At 40.0% G+C, this 22,838-nt stretch carries 14 protein-coding genes; 9 read left to right on the top strand and 5 right to left on the bottom strand.

The features are described from left to right. Positions 1-30: 30 nt before the first annotated feature. Positions 31-1,050 carry a LacI family DNA-binding transcriptional regulator gene (locus tag OQ289_RS03770; RefSeq protein ID WP_033564725.1) on the bottom strand — a complete coding sequence of 340 codons (1,020 nt, stop codon included), beginning with the start codon at positions 1,048-1,050 and terminating at the stop codon, positions 31-33. 164 nt (positions 1,051-1,214) lie between these two features. Between OQ289_RS03770 and OQ289_RS03765 the strand changes: the two genes are divergently transcribed. Continuing rightward, positions 1,215-3,500 carry a GH92 family glycosyl hydrolase gene (locus OQ289_RS03765; protein WP_270089477.1) on the top strand — a complete coding sequence of 762 codons (2,286 nt, stop codon included), beginning with the start codon at positions 1,215-1,217 and terminating at the stop codon, positions 3,498-3,500. Between the two features lie 550 nt (positions 3,501-4,050). After that, entirely contained in the window at positions 4,051-4,377 is a 327-nt protein-coding gene (locus OQ289_RS03760) for a DUF493 domain-containing protein (protein ID WP_270089476.1), read from the top strand. 77 nt (positions 4,378-4,454) lie between these two features. On the opposite strand, the gene pnp is transcribed toward OQ289_RS03760, so the two are convergent. The 3 genes from pnp to OQ289_RS03745 form a co-directional block, all read right to left on the bottom strand. Then, positions 4,455-6,629 (bottom strand): polyribonucleotide nucleotidyltransferase, encoded by a 2,175-nt coding sequence (pnp, locus tag OQ289_RS03755; RefSeq protein WP_270089475.1) that lies wholly within the window; start codon positions 6,627-6,629, stop codon positions 4,455-4,457. A gap of 181 nt (positions 6,630-6,810) precedes the next feature. Then, entirely contained in the window at positions 6,811-7,089 is a 279-nt protein-coding gene (gene rpsO, locus OQ289_RS03750; RefSeq protein WP_033564720.1) for a 30S ribosomal protein S15, read from the bottom strand. Positions 7,090-7,230: 141 nt separating this feature from the next. Beyond that, complete coding sequence (locus tag OQ289_RS03745; RefSeq protein WP_270089474.1) at positions 7,231-8,445, bottom strand: acyltransferase family protein; 1,215 nt, start codon at positions 8,443-8,445, stop codon at positions 7,231-7,233. 447 nt (positions 8,446-8,892) lie between these two features. On the opposite strand from OQ289_RS03745, the gene OQ289_RS03740 reads away from it, so the two are divergent. Genes OQ289_RS03740 through OQ289_RS03730 form a run of 3 tightly spaced genes read left to right on the top strand, consistent with a single transcriptional unit; the run spans position 8,893 to position 15,118 of the window. Continuing rightward, on the top strand, positions 8,893-10,092 hold the full coding sequence (locus OQ289_RS03740) for an ROK family protein (RefSeq protein WP_270089473.1): 1,200 nt from the start codon (positions 8,893-8,895) through the stop codon (positions 10,090-10,092). Positions 10,093-10,104: 12 nt separating this feature from the next. Continuing rightward, complete coding sequence (locus OQ289_RS03735) at positions 10,105-13,215, top strand: SusC/RagA family TonB-linked outer membrane protein (RefSeq protein ID WP_270089472.1); 3,111 nt, start codon at positions 10,105-10,107, stop codon at positions 13,213-13,215. A gap of 13 nt (positions 13,216-13,228) precedes the next feature. Next, positions 13,229-15,118, top strand: coding sequence for a SusD/RagB family nutrient-binding outer membrane lipoprotein (locus OQ289_RS03730; RefSeq protein WP_270089471.1), 1,890 nt, complete (start codon positions 13,229-13,231; stop codon positions 15,116-15,118). 114 nt (positions 15,119-15,232) lie between these two features. Here the strand turns inward: OQ289_RS03730 and OQ289_RS03725 are convergent, their stop codons facing one another. After that, entirely contained in the window at positions 15,233-15,778 is a 546-nt protein-coding gene (locus OQ289_RS03725) for a hypothetical protein (RefSeq protein WP_270089470.1), read from the bottom strand. A gap of 185 nt (positions 15,779-15,963) precedes the next feature. Here OQ289_RS03725 and OQ289_RS03720 point away from each other — a divergent pair, with 185 nt between their 5' ends. From OQ289_RS03720 to OQ289_RS03705, 4 genes are all read left to right on the top strand, one after another. After that, complete coding sequence (locus OQ289_RS03720) at positions 15,964-17,160, top strand: ROK family protein (protein ID WP_270089469.1); 1,197 nt, start codon at positions 15,964-15,966, stop codon at positions 17,158-17,160. Between the two features lie 12 nt (positions 17,161-17,172). Continuing rightward, positions 17,173-20,250 (top strand): SusC/RagA family TonB-linked outer membrane protein, encoded by a 3,078-nt coding sequence (locus tag OQ289_RS03715; protein ID WP_270089468.1) that lies wholly within the window; start codon positions 17,173-17,175, stop codon positions 20,248-20,250. Positions 20,251-20,270: 20 nt separating this feature from the next. After that, positions 20,271-22,178 (top strand): SusD/RagB family nutrient-binding outer membrane lipoprotein, encoded by a 1,908-nt coding sequence (locus OQ289_RS03710; RefSeq protein WP_270089467.1) that lies wholly within the window; start codon positions 20,271-20,273, stop codon positions 22,176-22,178. Between the two features lie 137 nt (positions 22,179-22,315). Then, the gene (locus tag OQ289_RS03705) at positions 22,316-22,729 is read left to right on the top strand and encodes a hypothetical protein (protein WP_270089466.1); all 414 of its coding nucleotides are present in this window, start codon (positions 22,316-22,318) and stop codon (positions 22,727-22,729) included. Positions 22,730-22,838: the final 109 nt, after the last annotated feature.

Raw genomic sequence — 22,838 nt, 5'->3', positions numbered from 1 at the left:
CAATTCAATATGAAGACTAGAGCAAGTCAGCTAGCCTTCATATTGATTGACTGTTTGCAAAGATGACTCCCGGACTTTGAGGTCACAAGGGAGTACAATTTGCCTTAGTCTCTTATTCTTACCCTGGATCTGTGCAAGCAGAGCCGTAATCAACTCATCCGCTATTTCAGCTATCGGCTGAGATACCACCGTTATCGACGGCTCGTATAGTTTAAAGAGCGTATGATCGTCGAATGCAACGATTGCAGGCAAATTTCGCTTATTCAATTTCACAGCTTTAAGGCCATCTATGGCCAAATAATTAGTTGCAAACACCACAGCATCCAATCGATTCTCTTCCACAAACTCATCTATCTCTTTTATTCGTTCCGCTTCGGCTGCATCTTGTTGCACTTTTTTGATAAAAGCTTGCTTCTTGTGCTTATCCACAGCTTTCATATACCCCTCCAATCGATCTCGCATCTGCGTTTGGCTGGAATACAGCGAGACCAATCCCACGCGTTTGAAGCCTTGATCAATAAGATGATCCGTCGCGTCATAAGCACCTTTAAGATTATCCGTCACCACATAGTTGGTCTCCACATTAGAGAGATATCGGTCAAATAGGATAAGTGGCACATTATTCTGCAACAGCTGTGTAATGGTCTCTTCTAGCCCCTCTGAGGGGGTAATAATAAATCCATCGATCTGTCTATCGTAGAACATCTGGATCAACTCTTTGGATTTAGTTTCATCATTGTCCATACTACAATAAATGATGTGGTATCCATTTGCATATGCCTTACCCTCGATGAGCTTAGCAATGTTAGAGAAAAAAGGATTGGAGATATCTTCCACTAAAAGTCCTAAAATTTTAGTCTTCCCCGTACGTAAACTTTTAGCAAGTTGATTAGGTTTATACCCAACCTTCTTCACATATTCAAGTACCCGTTTTGTTAAAGCATCACTAATACGCTTCTCCTTGGCCTTATCATTCAAGATGAAGGAAACCGTCGTTACGGAAATACCCAAAGCTTTAGCAATATCACTGATGAGGATTCGTTTCTTCATGATTCAGTTGATAGGTAAAATTGATTAAGATAACGAAGCTAAAAAAAATTTAGCAAATAAGCACTACATTTTTGAGAAAAATGCTAAAAGGTTTTAATAGCTCAAATTGAAATATTTTTCGTAATATTATCCCTATTTTAAATATAACCACAAAAAAAATATAAATGAAACGTATAGGAATTAAACTTATAGCCTGTCTTTTTCTAGGTAGCGGGCTATTTACGTATCCTTCTTATGGCCAAAATTTCACCCAATATGTTAATCCTCTTATTGGATCCGCCGACCATGGCCACGTATTTGTTGGAGCAAATGTCCCATTGGGCGCTGTACAACTAGGACCCACCCAAATTGCGCAAACATGGGACAAGTTCAATGGCTGGGATTGGGTCAGCGGATACAACTACAAGAGCAAAGACATATTAGGGTTCACACACACCCACCTAAGCGGGACTGGCATAGGCGACCTTAATGATATTATGGTCGTCCCTGCAAATGGAAAGCTTCAGCTCAACCCTGCCCAATTTGACAAAATGGATACCGGTTATGGATCACATTTCGACAGAGCAAATGAAACTGCAGCGCCAGGATATTACGGGGTATACTTAGACGATTATAAAATTAAGGTTAACTTGACCGCATCCGAGCGAGTAGGTTATCATCAATACACTTACGAGAAGAAAGACAATGCCCATATCTTAGTAGACCTCGCCTTTAAGATGAATTGGGACAAAACCACAGACTCCTATTTCAAGCAAATCGATGACACCACCTTTGTCGGCTATCGCTTTTCAACCGGCTGGGCAAATGACCAAAAGGTATATTTTGCAATTACCACTTCTGTACCTATCCAAAAAGTAGAGTTCTATGATGATACGACGCCCAAACATGGAACTAAAGTCGTCAAAGGTTTGGGGATAAAAGCAGCGCTGTACTTTGATGCCACACAGTACCCGACCCTTGAGCTGAAAGTCGGCTTATCTCCAGTAAGTACCATCAATGCACTCGCCAATATACAAGCCGAACTGCCAGGTTGGGATTTTGCAGAGGCAAAAAAACAAGCGGACAACAAATGGAACAAAACACTGGGTAAAATTGACTTCCAAGGTGACCCAGACGTCATGAAAATCTTTTATACGGCTTTATACCACACGTACTTTGCCCCTACTATATTCAACGATGCCAACGGGGATTATCTAGGTACAGACAAGCAGGTTTACGAAAAACAAGATTTCACAAACCATACCGTCCTCTCGCTATGGGACACCTATCGTGCCCTACATCCACTTATGACCATCACCGAAGATCCACAGGTCGTTAGGGATTTTGTGAAGACCATGTTGGCCATTTATCAGCAACAAGGCAAACTTCCTGTATGGCATCTTCAAGGTAACGAGACCAACACCATGGTAGGCCTTCCAGCCATTCCGGTAGTTGCAGATGCGCTCCTCAAAGGTTTTTTAAGCCCAGCAGAACAAGAATTAGCTTGGGAAGCCGTCAAAACAACAGCTATGGGGTACGACAACGGATTAAAGTACGTCAGAGACCTCACCTATATCCCGATAGACAGCATGGATCACGAATCGGTAGCTTGGGCATTAGAATACGCGATAGCAGATTTTGGAGCCTATAAAATCGCCGAGAAATTAGGTAAAGTAGACGATGCTGCATACTTTAAAAAGCGCTACAAACTCTACGAAAAATATTTTGATAAAGAAGTAGGTCACTTTGTCGGCAGACACACTAATGGATCCTTCAGAAGACCTTTCAATCCACTCATGGCCAAACATAGAGAAAATGACTACTGCGAAGGCAATGCATGGCAATACACATGGCTAGTACCTCAAGATGTAAAAGGACTTATCGATTTATTTGGCGGAGAGAAGAAGTTTCTGAATAAGCTAGACGAATTCACGACCATGTCATCACAATTGGGAGACGAAGCATCACCTGACATCTCAGGTCTTATCGGTCAATATGCACAAGGCAATGAACCTAATCATCACATCCCTTACCTTTATGCCTATGCTGGCGAACAATGGAAAGGTGCCGCGCTTGCACGCAAAGCCATGACCGAGTTCTATACCAATACACCTGCTGGTCTTTGCGGAAATGATGATGTTGGTCAAATGAGCGCTTGGTACGTATTTTCGGCAATGGGCTTCTACCCTCTGAACCCGATGATCGGCACCTATGTCTTTGGTTCACCCATGATGGACAAAGCTTCCATTACCTTAGGCAATGGAATCAAATTCAACATCAATGTGAAAAATCAAGGTAAAAATAACCCCTATATCAAATCCATCAAATTGAATGGACAGCCTTACATCAAGACATATATCACACATGCTGATATCATGAAGGGTGGGAATCTGGAAATCGAAATGAGCAGCACAGCAAATAAGAGTTTTGGAAAAAACAAAGCCACGTGGCCGTCAGCCATCGAGGATTAAGATTTGTCAGTAAGATCCAGATTGAAAGTTATAGAATAGGGAGGTGTTGTTACACCTCCCTATTCTATATTTATTTATTGGCATTTAGAATCTGCTCCACCTTCTTGTAATCATTCAAATCTACATTACGCAAAGCCGCAACTGCTGCTACCCCTATGAGCACTGCTATTAACTTTACTTTCATAATTTATTGTTTTATAGTAAGCATCCTTTTAAAAACAAAGGTATACGATTGGGTTAATCGAATTGATCACAATGAGTGAGCAACGTCTTCTATTTAGCTAACGGCCCATCCTAATGAGAGAATGGCCGACAATCTAATTGTATTAAATCAATTTTAACACCCCTTAATAAGGAAACACGGGAGAAACGTATCCCAGCGCCAAGAGCCCCTCCACTGAAGCCGCAGCACCGTAGACTAGGCATCCAGCTTTACATCTCCCGCTACCGGAATAGCTAGATATTTTTCATTCGTTTTTTCCTGACAGAATGACATCGAAAACACAAGGGAATAGTATTTGTTATGTATGAAGCGTAAAAAGGAGAAAACATGAGTAATTTAAAAAACATAAACATTCAGGATATCCCTGATGGTGGTGACAACCAACAAGATTTCTATGCTACCTTTAAAGAAAGATTGCAAGATGTAGAGACCTTTCCCACAGATTACACTTACAAATTCATTCTTCCAAAGGACGAGGAGCAATTTAATCTAATCAAGGACATCTTTGCCAAGAAGGATGCAAAATTTTCTGTCAAAGAATCCAAGACTGGCAAATACAATTCCATCACGGTGGTGGTCAACGCCAGCGATGCTGATGAGGTAGTCAAATATTATCAAGAAGTATCTAAGCTGAAAGGCATTATCATGATGTAAGCTTGAAACAGCTAAATAAAAAAAGGGCTGTTGAAAATTTTCAACAGCCCTTTTTCTTTTACACTGGAACCCAATATCTATGCTTGAGGAGCCTGATCGGCAGGTTTCTCTTCTTGCTTAGGTTTATCTTCTCTTGGAGGACGTGGCAACAATGCTTTTCTAGAAAGCTTCATTTTACCTTGTTTGTCAACTTCCAAAAGTTTAACCGTCACCTCATCGCCTTCTTTGAAGATTCCATCCATGGTTTCAAAACGCTTCCAGTCGATTTCGGAAATATGTAGCAAACCATCTTTACCTGGCATGATTTCAACGAAAGCGCCAAACGGCATGATTGATTTCACTTTACCTTCATAAGTTGCTCCTACCTCCGGTTTCGCTGCGATAGCTTTAATACGTGAAGTAGCATCGTCGATTGCTGCTTTATTGTCAGCAAATACTTGGACGATACCTTTGTTATCCACTTCTTCGATAGAGATGGTCGCGCCAGTTTCGCGTTGCATTTCTTGAATGATTTTACCACCTGGGCCGATTACAGCACCAATAAATTCTTTATCGATGATCAATTGGACAATGCGAGGAGCATGTGGTTTGTAATCTTCACGCGGTGCAGTAATAGTTTTCGCCATTTCACCTAAGATGTGAAGACGAGCTTCTTTAGCTTGATCCAACGCTTGAGTCAGCACCTCCCATTTCAAACCATTGATTTTCAAATCCATCTGACATGCAACGATACCCTTAGCAGTACCTGTTACTTTAAAGTCCATATCGCCTAAGTGATCTTCGTCACCTAAGATATCCGATAAGATGGCATATTTCCCTGTTTTTTCATCAGAGATCAATCCCATTGCAATACCTGACACTGGAGCTTTCAATTTAATACCAGCATCCAATAGGGCCAATGTACCCGCACATACTGTCGCCATAGAAGAAGAACCATTCGATTCTAGGATATCGGAAACAATACGAATAGTATAAGGGTTTTCAGCTTCAGCAGGCAATACTTGTTTCAATGAACGCATAGCCAAGTTACCGTGACCAACCTCGCGACGACCAGGGCCTCTATTTGGTCTCACCTCTCCCGTAGAGAATGCTGGGAAATTATAGTGAAGGATAAATTTATTGTATCCGTTGATGAATGCACCATCAATCATCTGTTCATCATCTTTTGCTCCCAAAGTCACAGAAGTCAACGACTGTGTTTCACCGCGGGTGAAGACAGCCGATCCATGTGCTGCAGGAAGATAATCTACTTCTGACCATATAGGGCGTACAGTACGCGCATTACGACCGTCTAGACGAATTCCTTCATCCAATACAAGGTTACGAACCGCATCATACTGTACATCGTGATAGTATTTTTTAAATAAAAATTTAGTCTCATCGTCTACTTCTTCACCAAGTGTTTCGTAGAACGCTGCACCAATAGTAGCAAACTTCTCTCCTCTTTCACCCTTTGTTGAGCCTGACTTAGCCACTTCATATACTTGATCATATGTAGCCGCAAAGATTGCCTCACGCAATTCAGGGTTTGTCGGCTCATGGTTAAATTCACGTTTTACGTGCTTACCGACCAAGTTTGCCAACTCTACTTGAGCAGCCACTTGTTTTTTGATAGCCTCATGTGCAAAAGCAATCGCTTCTACCATCTCCTCTTCTGAAATCTCCTTTGCTTCCCCTTCCACCATACCGATATCTTGAGCAGATCCAGCTACGATAAACTCCAAGGTTGCACGTTCCAATTCAGACAATTTAGGGTTGATGACCAATTGTCCGTCAATCTTAGCAACACGCACTTCAGAAATAGGACCATTGAAAGGAATATCAGAAACGGCGATAGCTGCAGAAGCTGCCAGGCCCGCAAGTGCATCAGGCATAATATCTTTATCAGCCGAGATCAAACTGATCGCCACTTGTGTATCTGCGTGATAGTTTTCTGGGAATAATGGACGTAAAGCTCTATCCACTAAACGAGAGATTAATACTTCGTAGTCTGACAATCTCGCCTCACGACGTAAAAATCCCCCTGGGATACGACCTGTAGCCGCGTATTTTTCTTGATAGTCTACTGATAAAGGCAAAAAATCTGTTCCTGGCTTCGCTTCCCTAGCAGAAACGACTGTCGCCAATAACATGGTATTACCTTGTTTCAGCACTACTGATCCGTCAGCCTGTTTAGCTAGCTTTCCAGTAGAAAGTTCGATTTGGGTGCCATTACCCATATCGATGGTTGTTTTGATTTCGTTATAACTCATTGTGTGTTCGTTGTAATACGCTTTTCATCGTTTTGGCAGCGCATTAATCTATTAAAACTTTTTTAAATTCACCACAAAGGTAAGATAAAACTTTCATGATTCCACACAATCACCAATAGTCATGAAAACAAAAAAACCATCCCGAAATCGGGATGGCTTCTAAAAAATCTTTATCAAAAGTCTATTTGATGATATCACGTAAGCCTAAGCCTTTGATGATAGCACGGTATCTTTCAATATCCTTTTTGTGCAGATAAGCCAACAAAGAACGACGTTTACCCACTAACATCTGTAGTGAACGTTGTGTTGCAAAGTCTTTTCTGTTTTTTTTCAAATGCCCTGTTAAGTGAGCAATTCTCTTTGTGAATAAAGCCACTTGACCTTCCGCAGACCCTGTGTTAGTTGCTGCGCCAGCAAATTCTGCGAAAATATCCGCTTTGTACTCTTTACTTAAATACATCTCTTGAATAATATTAAAGTGTTAATAAATTTTTGTTAACTGCGCACAAAGGTACGGATTAAAATTAAAAAATAAAACGGATGTATCTATTTTGTTTAGTACATCGCCCGCAAAGCCACCTCGAACCGTCTGTGACCCACACTACACTTTGATATATATCTTCCGTTTGTCCAACACATAACAGATTCCCCACATTAAAGCCAAGAAACATAAGGAATAGACAAAAGACCCCACTTCCGGTGGCCCAGGAACCTTAGCGCATACATGTTGGTAAAACCAGCTGAAGGCATTAGTATACAAAGGCTCTCCCCCATCGTTCACGCCATTCGGAATCCTTATCAAACCTACCAATCGAGGTAAGATACCGCTAAGCACGAATATGAACAATGGATTTTTACCAAAAACATCAAAGAACTTGGTCAGCTTATTTTTGACCCCTTGCACTTCAATATACCAAATCATACCTCCAATCGTCATCATTCCCAGCCCTGTAGTATAAAGTACGTACGAACTCGTCCATATCTTTTTATTGATAGGAAAGCCCAAAGACCATGTCCAAGCCAATACCAATAGTATAAACCCTGTTACAAAAAGTCCGGATAGCAATTTAAAATGAGGCTCCTGCGATAGCGGCACCTTCTTCCAAAGCCAATCAACCTGTCCTTGTTTTTTGATGTAAGTTCCAGCCAAATATCCCAACACCACCTGTATCACCGCTGGAAGCGTACTCATGAGTCCTTCCGGATCAAACGGCACCCCCTCACCTTTATAGATATGGGCCGTTCCTAAGATTTGAACATCATAAGCTGTCCCAAACCAGCCCTGCAGACTGTAGGGGTCCTGCGGAGCACCCAAATATGCACATATACCCCAATACACTAACAAAATCGCAGCCGATATCCAAATAATGGCTCGCTCTTTAAAATAATAAGCTATAATAGACGCAAAACAATAAGCAAGAGCTATCCGCTGTAAGACTCCCAATATCCTCACCCCTCGCATGGGATCGTCCGCATACGCCCATTGCTTAAACGCCAACATATCTCCTGACCACTGAACGAATGGCCACCAATTGATAAAAACTCCAATCGCAAAGATCAGTACCGTCCGCTTCAATACTTTCTTCCAAAATACCGATGGCCCAGCTTCTTGCAAACGAGGCATTACGAAAGACATAGCATTTCCCACCGCAAATAAAAAGAAGGGAAAGACCAAATCCGTAGGCGTACAGCCATGCCATGATGCATGCTTCAGTGGAGCAAACATATGGCTCCACGAGCCGGGGTTGTTAACCATGATCATCAGTGCTACTGTAGCACCACGGAAAACATCTAATGAATAATAGCGTTGTTTCATTTTTGATTTTTTTTAAGCGTGTTCTTACGCAATCGAAATAGATGACAGTTAATTAATAAAATAGGTTATAAGACGATAAAGGTACTAAAACAATTGGTTAACGTATAAAAAATACTAGACAAATGCAGCACTTTGCACTATTTAAATAAATAGCGCAAAAACAAGACAAACTTATTATTAATTTTTAAAAAGAAATCAAATTGAACCAATCATCAAAATCCATCAAAAATGAGTACGCAAATCGCATTCAATTCACAACCAGCACAATTAATTTCTAGAAAAAAACTTTAAAAAACCCAACTGTCATTAAAACATTGATTATCAGCGCATCAATTTTTCTTAAAAAAAAGAGATACTTTTTATTTTTTTTTAAAAAGATTTGGAAGTAACATTATAATTACATTAACTTTACACAAGATAACTAACTAATTAATAACCTGAGTCAAAATGGAAAAAACCAATTACGGACTTAAAGAACTTGTTATAAGCTTATTGTATTACGACAAATCGTATTCCATTGCAGATCTGAGCGTACTTATTGGAAAAAGTATCCCCAGCACAACTAAGCTTATAAATGAACTTGCAGATGCCAATATCATAATCGAGGATGGGTTAGCTCCATCGACTGGAGGGCGTAGACCACTTAGGTATACTATTAATGGAAACCTGGATAAGTTTATACTTTCAGTGGCTGTAGACCAACATTACAGCCGAGCTGTTGTCTACAATCTAGCAAATCAAGAACGTACACCTATTTTTACCATTGAAAATCATCTGGATAATCCCGAAACTGCCTTTCCCAATATAGTAAACGTCATGAAACAAGCTTTAGAGCATGGCGCATTCGATTATACAAATATTATCGGCATTGGAATTAGTATGCCAGGATTTGTCGACAACCGGCAAGGAACAAATGGCTCGTATAAAGATAAAAACGAGGAACTCTATCATATTAAGCGTGAAATCGAAAACGAATTCAAACTACCAACTTTCATTGAAAATGATTCAACAGCTATTGCTATAGCCGAGCAGAATTTCGGAAAAGCTAAAGATACTTCACATTCACTTATCATCAATATTGGTTGGGGGGTTGGCTTAGGTATCATCGTTGATAATAAGCTTTTCAGAGGTTATAGCGGGTATGCGGGTGAATTCAGCCATATCCCCCTTTCAGATAGTGGCAAACTGTGTTCTTGCGGCAAAAAAGGATGTCTCGAGGTTGAAGCTTCCTTATCAGCTGCAGTAGAATTTGCGGAAGAACAACTTGAAAATGGGGACAAGTCTCCGTTAAAAGAATTCTTCCAACAGGATCAACTTGAAAAAAGTGAAACCTTAATCAAATCGGCATTAAATGGTGACCAATTGGCTATCTACTCCCTCAATAAATCAGGCTATATGCTCGGGAAGGGCATTGCCACACTGATACACATTATGAATCCCCAGAAAGTAATTTTAAGTGGACGAGGATCTAGGGCAGGCCAAATCTTGATGCCTCAGATCCAGACTGCTATCAATGAATTTTGCATACCAAAAATCGCTCAAAAAACCACTATAGAGGTTTCCGAACTTAAAAATAATGCACAGCTTATTGGATCTGCATGCATTGTATTGGAATATTCATTACCACAATTTGTTAACCTTAATTAAATCATCAATAACATGAAACAATTCTATCACACATGTTGCACAATCATGCTTATATCGATCATATCGATATCAAGCGTATTTGCACAGCAAACTGTTACCGGAAAAGTAACGGATGCAAATGGAAATGTACCTGGCGTCACAGTGAGCGTCAAAGGGACCAATCGGGGTACACAAACAGGAACTGACGGGAATTACACTATCCAAGCAAGTTCAGGAGAAACCCTACGTTATTCAATAGTGGGTTATGCTCCACAGGAAATTGTTGTTGGAACGACCAAAACAATTAATGTTACTCTTATGGAAGATGCAGGTGCTCTCGAAGAGGTGGTTGTTACTGCAATGGGTGTAAAAAAAGAAAAAAGATCTCTGGGCTATTCCTTTCAAGAAATCAAGGGTGAGGATTTAACCGCAGCTCGCGAAAACAATATAGCAAATGCGCTCGCAGGTAAGGTCTCTAACCTACAGGTAATAAAGGGTTCTAACGGACCTTCATCGTCTTCAAAAATCATCTTAAGAGGTTTTAACTCTTTAAATGGAGATAATCAACCTTTAATTGTAGTCGACGGTGTACCAATGGACAATTTCGTTGGAGCTTCCAATAATGATTTCTGGAATCCTTCAGCTGATATGGGAAGCGGCTTAGGAGATTTAAACCCAGAGGATATTGAAAGCATGTCAGTACTAAAAGGGGGAGCTGCCTCCGCGCTCTACGGGTCAAGAGCATCCAATGGTGTAATTCTGATTACGACAAAAACAGGAAAAGCTAAAGAGGGTGTAGGAATATCTTATTCAACCATCACAGGCATCGAAAATATTTTCATGACTCCTGAACTTCAAAGTGACTTCTCTCAGGGTGCAGGTGGCATATATGGAAGATTAGCAACCACTTCTTGGGGAGAAAAGATTTCCGGGCAGGAGGTTGACATGTGGGACGGATCAAAAACGAAACTGCAAGCCTACGACAACCTAAACAACTTTTTTAAGACAGGATTTAACACAACTCAAAACATCAACTTTCAACAAGCTGTATCTGACAAAACCAACCTATATACATCCGCAACTTACCTTCACGATAATAGCAAAACTCCGGGTATGAAGTTGAATAGATTGAATTTAATCAATCGCGTAACCTCTAAATTTGGCGAGCGTAATCAGTGGAGTACCGATGTCAAGGTACAATATATGAAAAACATGGCCTACAATAGAGCCGTTGGGGGTCAGAATGGAGGCAACTATTATGCACAAGCTTTGCTCTTTCCTCGTTCACTTGATCTTACCCAATTTAAGGAAGGCATGGATGTACTTGGAACAGAACAAACATGGTATTTAGAAGATTCGGGCATCAATCCCTACTGGGCAGCTCACAATAAACTAAGCAACGATACTCGTGATAGATATTTGATGAATGCCACCGTTAAATATGATTTTAATGACTGGTTAAGTGCCGATGCCCGTTTTGGCACAGATACCTACACTACTAAATATGACTCAAAAACATATACAGGTAGTCATATCAACAATTCCTATTCTAATGGAACAGACAAATTCTTTGAAAACAATTATATATTGAGTTTACACGCCAAGAAGGATAATCTATTTGGAAAATGGGGAGGAAATGCCTCTTTGTATGGACAGATAATGGAAAGGGACCGTAATTCATTAAGTGCCTCAGCAGGAAGTCTACGCGTTCCAAATCTGTTCACTTTAGGAAATTCTATCGGCAACCCTGGAGTCTCTGAATCCATTAGTCGCAAACAAATAAATTCCCTATATGCCAATGTTGAGTTGAATTACGACAATGTCTGGTACGTGAGTGTTACAGGAAGAAATGACTGGACGTCTACGCTACACCCTGATAACAACAGCTACTTCTATCCGTCAATTAGTACTTCACTAGTCTTATCAGATTTAATCAACAAAGGTGACGGCCATATGCCCTCTTGGTTCAATTTCGCTAAAATTAGAGCTTCCTATGCCGAAACTGGCCGTGATATGGATCCTTATCAATTGTATAACACCTATAGCATAGGTAACGACCCAAACAACAATACTACAGCTTCTAAACGTTCAACATTATATGATGCTGGCGTCGTGAATGAGTTGCTAAAAAGTATAGAGCTAGGTTTTGACACACGCTTCTTAGACAATAGAATTGGTTTAGATTTCACTTATTACAAAAATAACTCTACCAATCAATTGATAAACATCCCTATGAATAATCTTTCTGGATACGGTGGTTTTAGAGCAAATGCAGGTAATATTTTAAATGAAGGTCTAGAACTCGTCCTTAGCGCCGATATCCTTAGAAACCCCAATGGTCTAAGATGGAATATGAATGCCAACATATCTAAAAACATCAACAAAATAATTGAATTTCACAAAGATGTGAAACAAAGCAAATTAGGTGGGATTGAAAATGTCGGTGTATTCGCAGAAGAAGGTAAATACTACGGTGCAATTTATGGAAGTAAATTTTTAAGAGTCGAGGATGAGGCAAGTCCACATTTCGGAAAGATGATCTTAATGAACACAGGTCTTCCCCAAAAAGCAGTAGGAATTCATCACTTAGGTGACCAAACAGCAAAAGCTCTAGTTGGACTTACGAATTCATTTGGGTATAAGAATTTTGGTCTGAGTTTCCAAATAGATGGTCGCTTTGGTGGAAAATTCTTCTCAGGAACTCAACGAGCACTCCAATTATCTGGATCTTCGAAAGAAACCGTTGTTAATGGTGCCCGCGAAAAATTCGTTGTAGACGGTGTAATCTTGAAAGATGGAAACTATTCAAAAAGTGAGGTCGCTGTTAATCCAGAAGATTATTGGAATGCAGTAGCAGGTCCTGACAATCTAGGTATCACCGAACAAAATTTGTACAATGCTACAAATGTCCGAATCCGAAATGCGCAAATCAGCTATTCGATTCCATCCAAATCGCTTAAATCCTCTATGGTTAAAAGCGCTAAATTTGGGCTTTCTGTGAACAATTTGGCCATGCTAAAAAGTTATGGAAATGGCGTAGACCCTGAGTCAACATTTGCGCTAAGCTCAAATGCAGTTGGTTTTGAATACCTTTCATTCCCAACCTCCAGATCTTATTTCTTAAATATTTCTTTAGGATTTTAATTTGAACTAAATCATGAAAAATATACTTTCTAAAATATCATTAACATTAGCAATTACAGCAGTTCTTTCAAGCTGCAATAAGTTTGAAGAACTTAATAACGACCCTACTGCAGCTAATGAGCAACAGGTCAAACCAGAGTACTTTCTAAACAACTCTATCGTCGGAGCACAGCAAGACCCCCACATCTCTGAACGTATATTTGTCTATTATTGGAAGACCGCCGCACATCATCATTACATGAACGTGTTAAACATCGGATCGGATGATGACAGCTTCAATGGAGACTATTGGAGATATATATCCGAGTGGTTGAACAATGCAAATGCAGCTATGGAAATAGCCGATAAAAAGGAAGCTAATGGCAGTGCTGATCCGTACAATAAAAATTTAAAGGAAGTAGCCCGAATATGGAGAGCCTATTTGATGAGTGAACTAACCGATAATTTCGGCCCTGCTCCAACTCTGGCTTTTCAAGGAGTCAATCCTGAATTTAATTCGGTAAAAGAAGTCTATTATTTCCTCCTTGCTGAACTCAAGGATGCTTCATCTAAAATAGATGTGAATATAGCCTCTGCAGACATCAAGGACTACGATGCTGCTTACGGCTATGATTGGGAGAAATGGATTCGATATGCCAATTCCATGCGTATGAGATTAGCAATGCGTCTATCAGAAGTTGATGCAACTAAAGCTAAGTCAGAATTTGAGGACGCAGTAGCGACCAATAAATATATCGAATCATCATCACAAAATTTTAGTGTCCAAGAAAAGGATGGTTGGGATCCATTAACCGGCGTCATGTCCCGTTCATGGAATACACAAATTCTATCCACAACGCTGAACAATCTCTTTATTGGTTTAGGTGGAATCAAAACTGCTGATCAATTCTCAAACAGCGACTTATTAGCTAAAATTAAAAATGAAGATGATTTTGGAATTCGCTATTTGAATAATTTTTCGACAATGTCAAATGATCCAAGTCAAGGATATTATCTCGATGGACTCCCAAATAAAATGGATCCTAGAGCCTACAAAGCGTTCTTCATTCCTGGCAACACATCCGATTCTGAATATTGGGCGGATGCATCGAACCAAGCAGCTACAATTAAAGTCTCTGACACCCGCACCGACAATTTGAACACGAAATATACTTGGAATGCATTTTCTGGTGGTACTTGGGGAGGTAAAGCATCAAACATTGTTTTTAGAGGTCAAAACGGTCGATTACCTGGGATGATTAATAAGTTTAGAAAAAGTACACAAAGAAGGCTATTCTTTGCCTCTTGGGAATCGTATTTCCTTATAGCTGAAGCTAATCTAAGAGGATGGACAACCCCTATCTCCGACCAAGACGCCTACAAAAAAGGAATATCGGAAAATTTCGCATACTGGGGCGCAGGCACCTATGTTGACAGCTATGTAAATTCGACAGCTTACAACCGTGTCGGGACTTCTGTGAAATACGACCACGTAACCGAACCTCCGACTTCATTTACAGTCAAATTTGTTGACGCATATACAAATCAATCAGGGACAGCCAACATTCTGTATCCATCTAACACCATTTATAAAAATGGAACTATCAAGAATGATAAGCTAACTAAAATTATTACGCAAAAATATATTGCCAGCTTTCCTTATTTAGCTCTAGAAGCGTGGAATGACCATAGAAGACTCGGTTTACCGTTTTTCGAAAATCCTGCAGTTGAACAGCCCATAGCTACCATACCACAGTTAACGGCATCCAATTATACTCAAAATCAAGTCAACTTCTTCCCGCAAAGATTAAGATATCCTTCAACTTTTAGAACTGCCGACCCTTCCAACTATAGCAAAGCAGTCGAGTTATTAGGAGGTGAAGACAATTTATTCACCCCATTATGGTGGGCAAAGAAAAATTAACTCATCGACGATATAATACCAGTTTAAAAGGGAAGCTCAACGTGAGCTTCCCTTTTCCATTCCAAATAGCTCTCCCTTATTTCTCCAAAGTCAGTCTCAACAAATTATGCGTATTTACTTTTCTGCCTTGAAATGATATTCAGTAGGTATGTAATCTATAAGAGGATTCGAACTATGAAAGAAAAGTATAAGTTTATCATGATCAATGAATACTCGGTAGCTTACGTATTTATCGCCATTAAAAACTAGAGATTTAAGAGCTTTATCATAAGAAAGAGAAATCTGATTTTTCCCATTAAATAATTGTTCAAATTCTCCTGCATTTTTAATACAAGGCTTATCGCCAGTAATAACCTTCAGTACGGAGCCTTTCGAAAATGTAAACTTGTATACATTATCAAGTTCGCATTCGGCTGGACTGTAATCATAATAAAGCCTGTACGTATCACGTATGGGTAGATAGTGGACCCAATTATGACCAGTCAGTTGTTGTTGGATATCAATAGGGAACGCGGCTTCCCGTTCCTCTTCGCTTTCCTTATCACATCCGGTAAAGGAAAACATAATACATAATGCAGTGACAAACTGTTTCATCTTTGTAGGTTTATTAGGTAACGGCATACCCAGATTGAACGCTACAGGGGCAGATATTTTGTTCAATCTAAGTCTAGTGATAGTTATTCATCCACTCACTTAATAAAATCTACTCAAACAATAGGACTTATTTTAAATTTAACAAGAATAAATTACATTACTTTTTGCTAAATTTTAAAAAGTATTTGAAGTTTATATCTTTTTAACATACCTTTAATGCCAAATCTATATTAGGTTAATAATCAATGCATATGGAGAAGACCATTTTGGGCCTTAAAGAGCTTGTTCTAGACTTGTTATACTACAATGGAACTTATACTATTGCGGACTTAAGTATCTTGACATCAAAAAGCATCCCCAGCATCACAAAGATTATTAATGAGTTACTTGTATCAAAACATATCTCCGAAGAAGGTCTAGCACCATCCACTGGGGGGCGACGAGCTATTCATTATACCATCAACAGTGAGCTGAATTGTTATATAGTGACCGTTGCCTTAGATCAACACTATAGCTCAGCAGTTGTTTATGACCTCCATAACAAGGAAGTCACGTCAAAGCAAACGATAGAAAATCCGCTTGATAATGGGGATACAGCTTTTGAGAATATTGTCAAGTTAATAGAAAATACGCTCTCTGACCATCAACATCCGAAATCTAGCATACTAGGGATAGGAGTTAGTATGCCAGGCTTTGTAGATAATGTTACCGGTACGAATGGTTCTTTCAAAGACAGTAGTTGCAAATTATTCAACATTAAGAAACAACTGGAAGCTGTTTTCAAAATCCCTACCTACATCGAGAACGACTCGACAGCCATAGCCATTGCCGAGCAAAATTTTGGCAAGGCAAAAGATATTTCCCATGCGCTGGTCATCAATATGAGTTGGGGTGTAGGGTTAGGCATTATTGTAGATGGCAACCTTTTTAGAGGCTATAGTGGTTACGCTGGAGAGTTCAGTCATATTCCGCTTTCTGATAGTGGCAAGCTATGCTCTTGTGGAAAACGGGGGTGCCTTGAAGTAGAAGCTTCGTTACTTGCCACTGTTGAGGATGTGAAAGAAAAACTCATTGCTGGAGAAAAGTCCGTTTTACAATTGGCCCATCTTACAGAGCAACTTGTTTCCACGGAGGCTTTATTTTCCACTGCTCAAAATGGCGACCAGCTCGCCATTTCGGCTTTAAGCAGAGCGGGGTATATGCTGGGCAAAGGCGTCGCCACTTTGATACACATCATGAATCCAGAGAAAATCATCATCAGTGGTAGAGGCGCTCAGGCGGGCAACATCCTTATGCCACAGATTCAGACCGCTGTTAATGAATTCTGTATTCCCAGAATTGCCAACAAGACCCACATCGAGATATCCGACACGAAAGACGCCCAGCTTATCGGTACCGCCTCAATCGTGTTCGAATATTCATTATCCAAATTTGTAAACCTTAATTAAATCATCAATAAAATGAAACAATTCTATCAAACATGCTGCATGGTGCTAATGATATCGTTCTTTTCGATATCAGCTGCAATAGCACAGCAGACTGTTACTGGAAAAGTAACAGATGCCCAAGGTGCCGTAGCCGGTGTTACCGTAGCGGTCAAAGGGACTTCGAGAGGTACCCAGACAGATATCGACGGGACCTATTCCATTCAAGTAAATGCTGGAGAAACACTACGATTCTCCATAGTGGGGTATACATCTCAAGAGATTTCAGCTACCACCGCTAAAACGTTAAATGTAACGCTACAGCAAGATGCAAGTGCTTTAGGTGAAGTAGTAGTGACGGCAATGGGTATAAAAAGAGAAAAGAAAACCTTAGGGTACTCATTCCAAGAAGTCAAATCCGAACAATTGTTAGAAGCAAAAGAAACAAACATTGCCAATGCATTGGTTGGAAAGGTTTCTGGACTACAGGTTATCAAAGGAAGCAACGGCCCTGCATCCTCCACAAAGATTACTTTACGCGGTAATAATTCTTTAACGGGAGACAACCAGCCACTAATCATCGTTGATGGAGTTCCTTTGAACAATTTTCTTGGAACAAAAAATAATGACATGTGGAATCCTGGAACAGACATGGGAGGCGGTTTAGGAGATATTAATCCCGAAGATATCGAAAGTATGTCAGTATTAAAGGGCGGTGCAGCCTCGGCATTATACGGTTCACGCGCTGGAAACGGTGCCATTGTGATTACCACTAAATCTGGAAAAGCACAGAAAGGTGCAGGCATTACCTATTCGTCAACCCTTGGATTAGAAACATTGTTCATGACTCCCGAACTCCAAAATAACTTTGGTCAAGGTAAAGATGGGGCTAGTAATCCAACCAGTACGGAGAACTGGGGTGAAAAAATTACAGGTAAGCCATTTGACAATATTGGGAATTACTTCAATACCGGTATCAATCATACCCAAAACCTCGCCTTTCAACAACAAATTGGAGAGAATACAAACATCTATACATCTGCCACTTACCTAAATGATCAAAGCAAAATACCGGGATCATCCTTAGAACGGATAAATTTGATGACCAAGGTGAACACCTCCTTCGGTCCGGATAAGCGTTGGACGACAGACGTGAAAGTTCAGTATATGAACATGAACACAAAAAATCGACCAATCTCTGGCCAAAACAATTCAAATGCATACCGGACGTTATTCTCCATGCCAAGATCATTGAATATCTTAGACTTTAGTAACCCTATCACACCACAAGGGAATATGGCATGGTATGGCACTACCAATTCCGTTAATCCATATTGGTTAGAAAAATATCGGTTAAACCAAGATATTCGTGACCGTTTCATTATGAACGGTAATCTAAAGTACAAGTTTAACGACTGGTTAGACGCTGAAGCTCGTTTTGGTCGCGATCAATATACCACCAACTATGAAAATAAGACCTACGCTGGTAGCCCTTTAACCACTCCAGGAAACTATGGGCTTGGAAAAAACACATTCTTTGAAAATAATTTCACATTAGCAGTCAATGCTCGAAAAGATGAATTAGTTGGAAAATGGGGCGGCGCTGTTTCCTTGTTTGGTCAAATCATGAAAACTAGGTCTACTGGTATCGATGCAAGCACTGGAGATTTAGAAGTTCCAAATTTGTTCTATATAAACAACAGTAAATCAAGACCAAGTATCGAACAGACTCTTCTTCAAAAACAAATCAATTCGCTTTATGCCACGGCTGAAATCAACTATGACAATTATGTCTTCATTAATGTTACTGGACGAAACGATTGGTCCTCAGCGTTGGGATTAAACAATAGATCATTCTTTTATCCATCAGTTAGTGCATCATGGGTAGTATCAGATATGATTGCTAAAAATGGAGGTACATTGCCATCTTGGTTATCTTTTGCTAAACTTAGAGGATCGTATGCAGAGGTTGGCAACGACCTTCCAGCATTCCAGCTTTACAATGTATACAGTATTGGTAAGGATCCTAATTCAAATACCACAGCCGGTATGGCCAATACAAAATACAGTCCAGATATCTTGAGTGAACTCATCAAGACGACCGAATTTGGATTTGATGCTCGCTTCTTTCAAAATAGATTAGGGTTGGATTTTGCTTGGTACAAGACAAATGCGACCAATCAGCTAATAGACCTGCCAAAAAACCCATATAGCGGTTATGAGAAAGAAAAAATAAACGCAGGAAATATCCAAAACTCAGGAATTGAAATCGTACTGGACGGAAGAATCTTAAATAATCCAGACAAGCTAAACTGGACAACAAGCGTAAACTTCTCTAAAAATACCAACAAAATTGTTCGTTTGACCGAAGGTGTCGATATGTATCCCTTAGGTTCATATGACAACGTTTCAATTCGGGCAATTGAAGGGGGGCTTTATGGTGATATTTATGGCACCAAATTTTTGAGAGTAGAAGACTCAAACAGCGAATTCAACGGACAGCTCATCTTAAATGGAAATGGACTTCCTCAGGCTGCCAGTGGTATTCATAAATTAGGGAATCAAGCCCCCAAGGCACTAGTGGGTTGGTCAAATAACTTTTCATATAAAAACTTCGGATTAAACTTCTTGGTCGATGGCCGCTTTGGTGGAGAATTCTTCTCGGGTACAAACCTAAATTTACAAGCGAATGGTAGTGCAGCAGTGACTGCCCCTAATGGAAGTCGGGATGCATTTGTTGTGGACGGTGTTATTTCGTCAAACGGAGGCTATCAAAAAAACACAAACGAGACAACACAACAATTATACTGGACACAAGTAACCACTACGTCTGGTAATTACGGTATAGGTGAGGCCAATGTTTACGATGCCACTAATATTCGTCTTAGAAATGTGACTTTAAGTTACAATTTCCCTCAGTCAATCCTGAACAACAGCATCATTCAACGTGCTAAATTAAGCTTCACAGCCAACAATGTTTGGATGATCAAAAGTTACGGCAACGGAGTCGATCCAGAATCGGTATTCGCAGTAAACTCCAATGCCACTGGCTTCGAGAATTTCTCTACACCAACCTCTAGATCATTCTTCTTCAATTTAACATTAGGGTTTTAATTAGCTAATCAAGACAAAACATGAAAAATTTCATATCAAAAATAGGAATAGCGTTATTGTTAGGGGGCACAATCACCTCTTGTTCCAAGTTTGAGGACATGAACGTTGACCCACTGAAAGCCAACGACACACAGGCTAAAATAGAATATTTCTTCAATAACTCACTAACAGGAGCACAACAAGACCCTAACATCGCAGAGCGCATCTTTGTGCTCGACTGGAAAACGGCGGGAAGGCAACACATGACCAATGGTCTAGCACTAGGAACAGTAAACGATGACTATTCGAAAGAATACTATCGATATTCTGCAGAGTGGATTAAAAATGCAAGTAAAGGGATAGAAATTGCCAACAACGAAATTACAGCTGGAACGGCCAAAGACTACACCAACAATATCGTACAAATCACCCGCATTTGGCGTGCATACCTAATCAGCGAAGCTGCAGATAATTTCGGTCCTATGCCATTAGATTTCGCTACGGGTGAAAATCCAAAATATAAATCCGTACAAGATGTATACTACTTCTTATTTGAGGAGTTGAAAGATGCGATTTCGAAAATAAACAAAGATGTCAAAATTCCTGAAGATGTTGTAAAATTCGATCGCGCCTTTGGGTTCAAATATGACAATTGGTTACGTTATGCCAACTCTATGCGCATGAGACTTGCTATGCGTCTATCCGAAGTTGATGCCGAAAAAGCACAAAGCGAATTTGAAGCTGCTGTAGCAACCAATTTATTTATCACCAATACGAGTCAAAATTTCACCATCGCTGAGCGCGAAGGCTGGGATCCTTTATCTGGTGTAATGAGTCGGGAGTGGAACTCTCAAACCCTTTCAGCTACTTTAAATAATCTATTTATTGGTCTAGGAGGTATTGAGTCCAAGACTCTTGTTCAACCGGAACTTGTCTCCTCAATCAAAGCTCAAGATTACATTGGAAAGCGTTATGCCAATCAATTTACCACAATGACCAATGACCCTTCAGCAGGATATTGGCTGGATGGCCTACCAAACAAAATTGACCCTCGGGCATACAAGGCATTCTTCATCCCTGGTGATTTTTCAAATTCAAATTATTCTCTGTACCCTACCTATACTAAAGATGCATCGACAAATGTGGATACATTGGTAAATGGAAGTACTAAAATTGCTGTGAATACCAAATATACCTGGAATGCATTCTCACTGGGAGATTGGGCTGTAAAAGGCACCAACAACAGGCTTAGGACTACCTTAGTTGGTAAGGTACCTGCTCTGGGGCAACAGTTTAGAGCTAGTACCAATAGTCGTATTTTCTTCGCTAACTGGGAGTCCTATTTCTTATTAGCCGAGGCAGCGATTAGAGGATGGGCTACAGGTACTACTGCACAAGCAGCCTACGAAAATGGTATTAAAGCCAATTTCGAATATTGGGGCGTATCTCAATATGCGGGAGATTATTTGAATTCATCAGATTATAATCGTATCGGAACATCGGTAAACTTTGCGCATACAGCAGAGCCAACAAGTGGCTATATTATGAATTATGTAGATGGATATACTGGAAGTAGCGGAACAACCACTATCAATTATCCCGTAAACACAATTTACAAAAATGGTAGTGTCCGCAATGATGCATTGACCAAAATCATTACTCAAAAGTATATCGCCAATCTTCCTTGGTTACCTTTGGAATCTTGGAACGATCACAGAAGACTAGGTTTGCCATTCTTTGAGAATCCTGCAATTGAAAATGCACTACCGAACCTGCCTGATCTAAATTCTGGAAATTACAAAACGAATAGTATTAAATTCTATCCACAGCGTTTACCATTTCCGTCATCCTTCAGAGATGCAGATCCGACAAACTATCAAGAGGCAGTTTCACTACTCGGAGGAGAGGACAAAGTCCTTACCCCGCTTTGGTGGGCTAAGAAAAACTAAGTTTTTTTACTAATAACAGAAATCCCCGGTACGAAAATCGTACCGGGGATTTTTATTTAGAGCACTAGTTACTCATCATACACCTTTCCTTGTAGCAAAAACTTGTATCGGCTCGTTTACTCTTACAAATCAAAATTATGAAAGTTATAACCACAATGTTTCTATTCTTAGCATTTGTATTATCCTCTTGCTCAAAAGAAAAAATTGAACTCAAACATTTAGATAGCGATTATGCCGGAGCTTTTACCGTTTACTACAAAGATCAAGACAAAACAATGAAGGGAGAAGTTACATTAAGGCTTAAAGATGGTCATTTCTCCTGCAGTGGAAATCCAAACAGGTTTCCCGCCGGTGGATCGGGCACTAACCATATCGAAGAACAACAAATCATCTTTGAGGACACTAATTTTTGGACAACCGACTTTGATGGGGCACTGATCATGAATGGTACTTTTAATTTTAATAAAAAGGGAGACAACTTAACCCTAAAAAGACCCTCTATTAATGAAAACACCTATACCTACGATTTGAAAAAGGTACTCGCTCCATAGGTATCACCATAGAGTAGCCAAAGCCGTCTCCCGCATCAATCTCCCTGTCGTAAAGTTAGGTGATAAACACATTAACAGGATACCTGTATATAGCTTTCGTCAATTTTCA

Source organism: Sphingobacterium sp. SYP-B4668 (genome assembly GCF_027627455.1).
Classification (GTDB): domain Bacteria; phylum Bacteroidota; class Bacteroidia; order Sphingobacteriales; family Sphingobacteriaceae; genus Sphingobacterium.
Note: the sequence above shows the minus strand (reverse complement) of the source record. Positions and strands in the feature narration are given on the sequence as shown.

Coding starts and splice junctions, on each gene's coding strand:
- OQ289_RS03770 (WP_033564725.1), bottom strand. CDS start 1,050: ATGAAGAAACGAATCCTCATCAGTGATATTGCTAAAGCTTTGGGTATT.
- OQ289_RS03765 (WP_270089477.1), top strand. CDS start 1,215: ATGAAACGTATAGGAATTAAACTTATAGCCTGTCTTTTTCTAGGTAGC.
- OQ289_RS03760 (WP_270089476.1), top strand. CDS start 4,051: ATGAGTAATTTAAAAAACATAAACATTCAGGATATCCCTGATGGTGGT.
- pnp (WP_270089475.1), bottom strand. CDS start 6,629: ATGAGTTATAACGAAATCAAAACAACCATCGATATGGGTAATGGCACC.
- rpsO (WP_033564720.1), bottom strand. CDS start 7,089: ATGTATTTAAGTAAAGAGTACAAAGCGGATATTTTCGCAGAATTTGCT.
- OQ289_RS03745 (WP_270089474.1), bottom strand. CDS start 8,445: ATGAAACAACGCTATTATTCATTAGATGTTTTCCGTGGTGCTACAGTA.
- OQ289_RS03740 (WP_270089473.1), top strand. CDS start 8,893: ATGGAAAAAACCAATTACGGACTTAAAGAACTTGTTATAAGCTTATTG.
- OQ289_RS03735 (WP_270089472.1), top strand. CDS start 10,105: ATGAAACAATTCTATCACACATGTTGCACAATCATGCTTATATCGATC.
- OQ289_RS03730 (WP_270089471.1), top strand. CDS start 13,229: ATGAAAAATATACTTTCTAAAATATCATTAACATTAGCAATTACAGCA.
- OQ289_RS03720 (WP_270089469.1), top strand. CDS start 15,964: ATGGAGAAGACCATTTTGGGCCTTAAAGAGCTTGTTCTAGACTTGTTA.
- OQ289_RS03715 (WP_270089468.1), top strand. CDS start 17,173: ATGAAACAATTCTATCAAACATGCTGCATGGTGCTAATGATATCGTTC.
- OQ289_RS03710 (WP_270089467.1), top strand. CDS start 20,271: ATGAAAAATTTCATATCAAAAATAGGAATAGCGTTATTGTTAGGGGGC.
- OQ289_RS03705 (WP_270089466.1), top strand. CDS start 22,316: ATGAAAGTTATAACCACAATGTTTCTATTCTTAGCATTTGTATTATCC.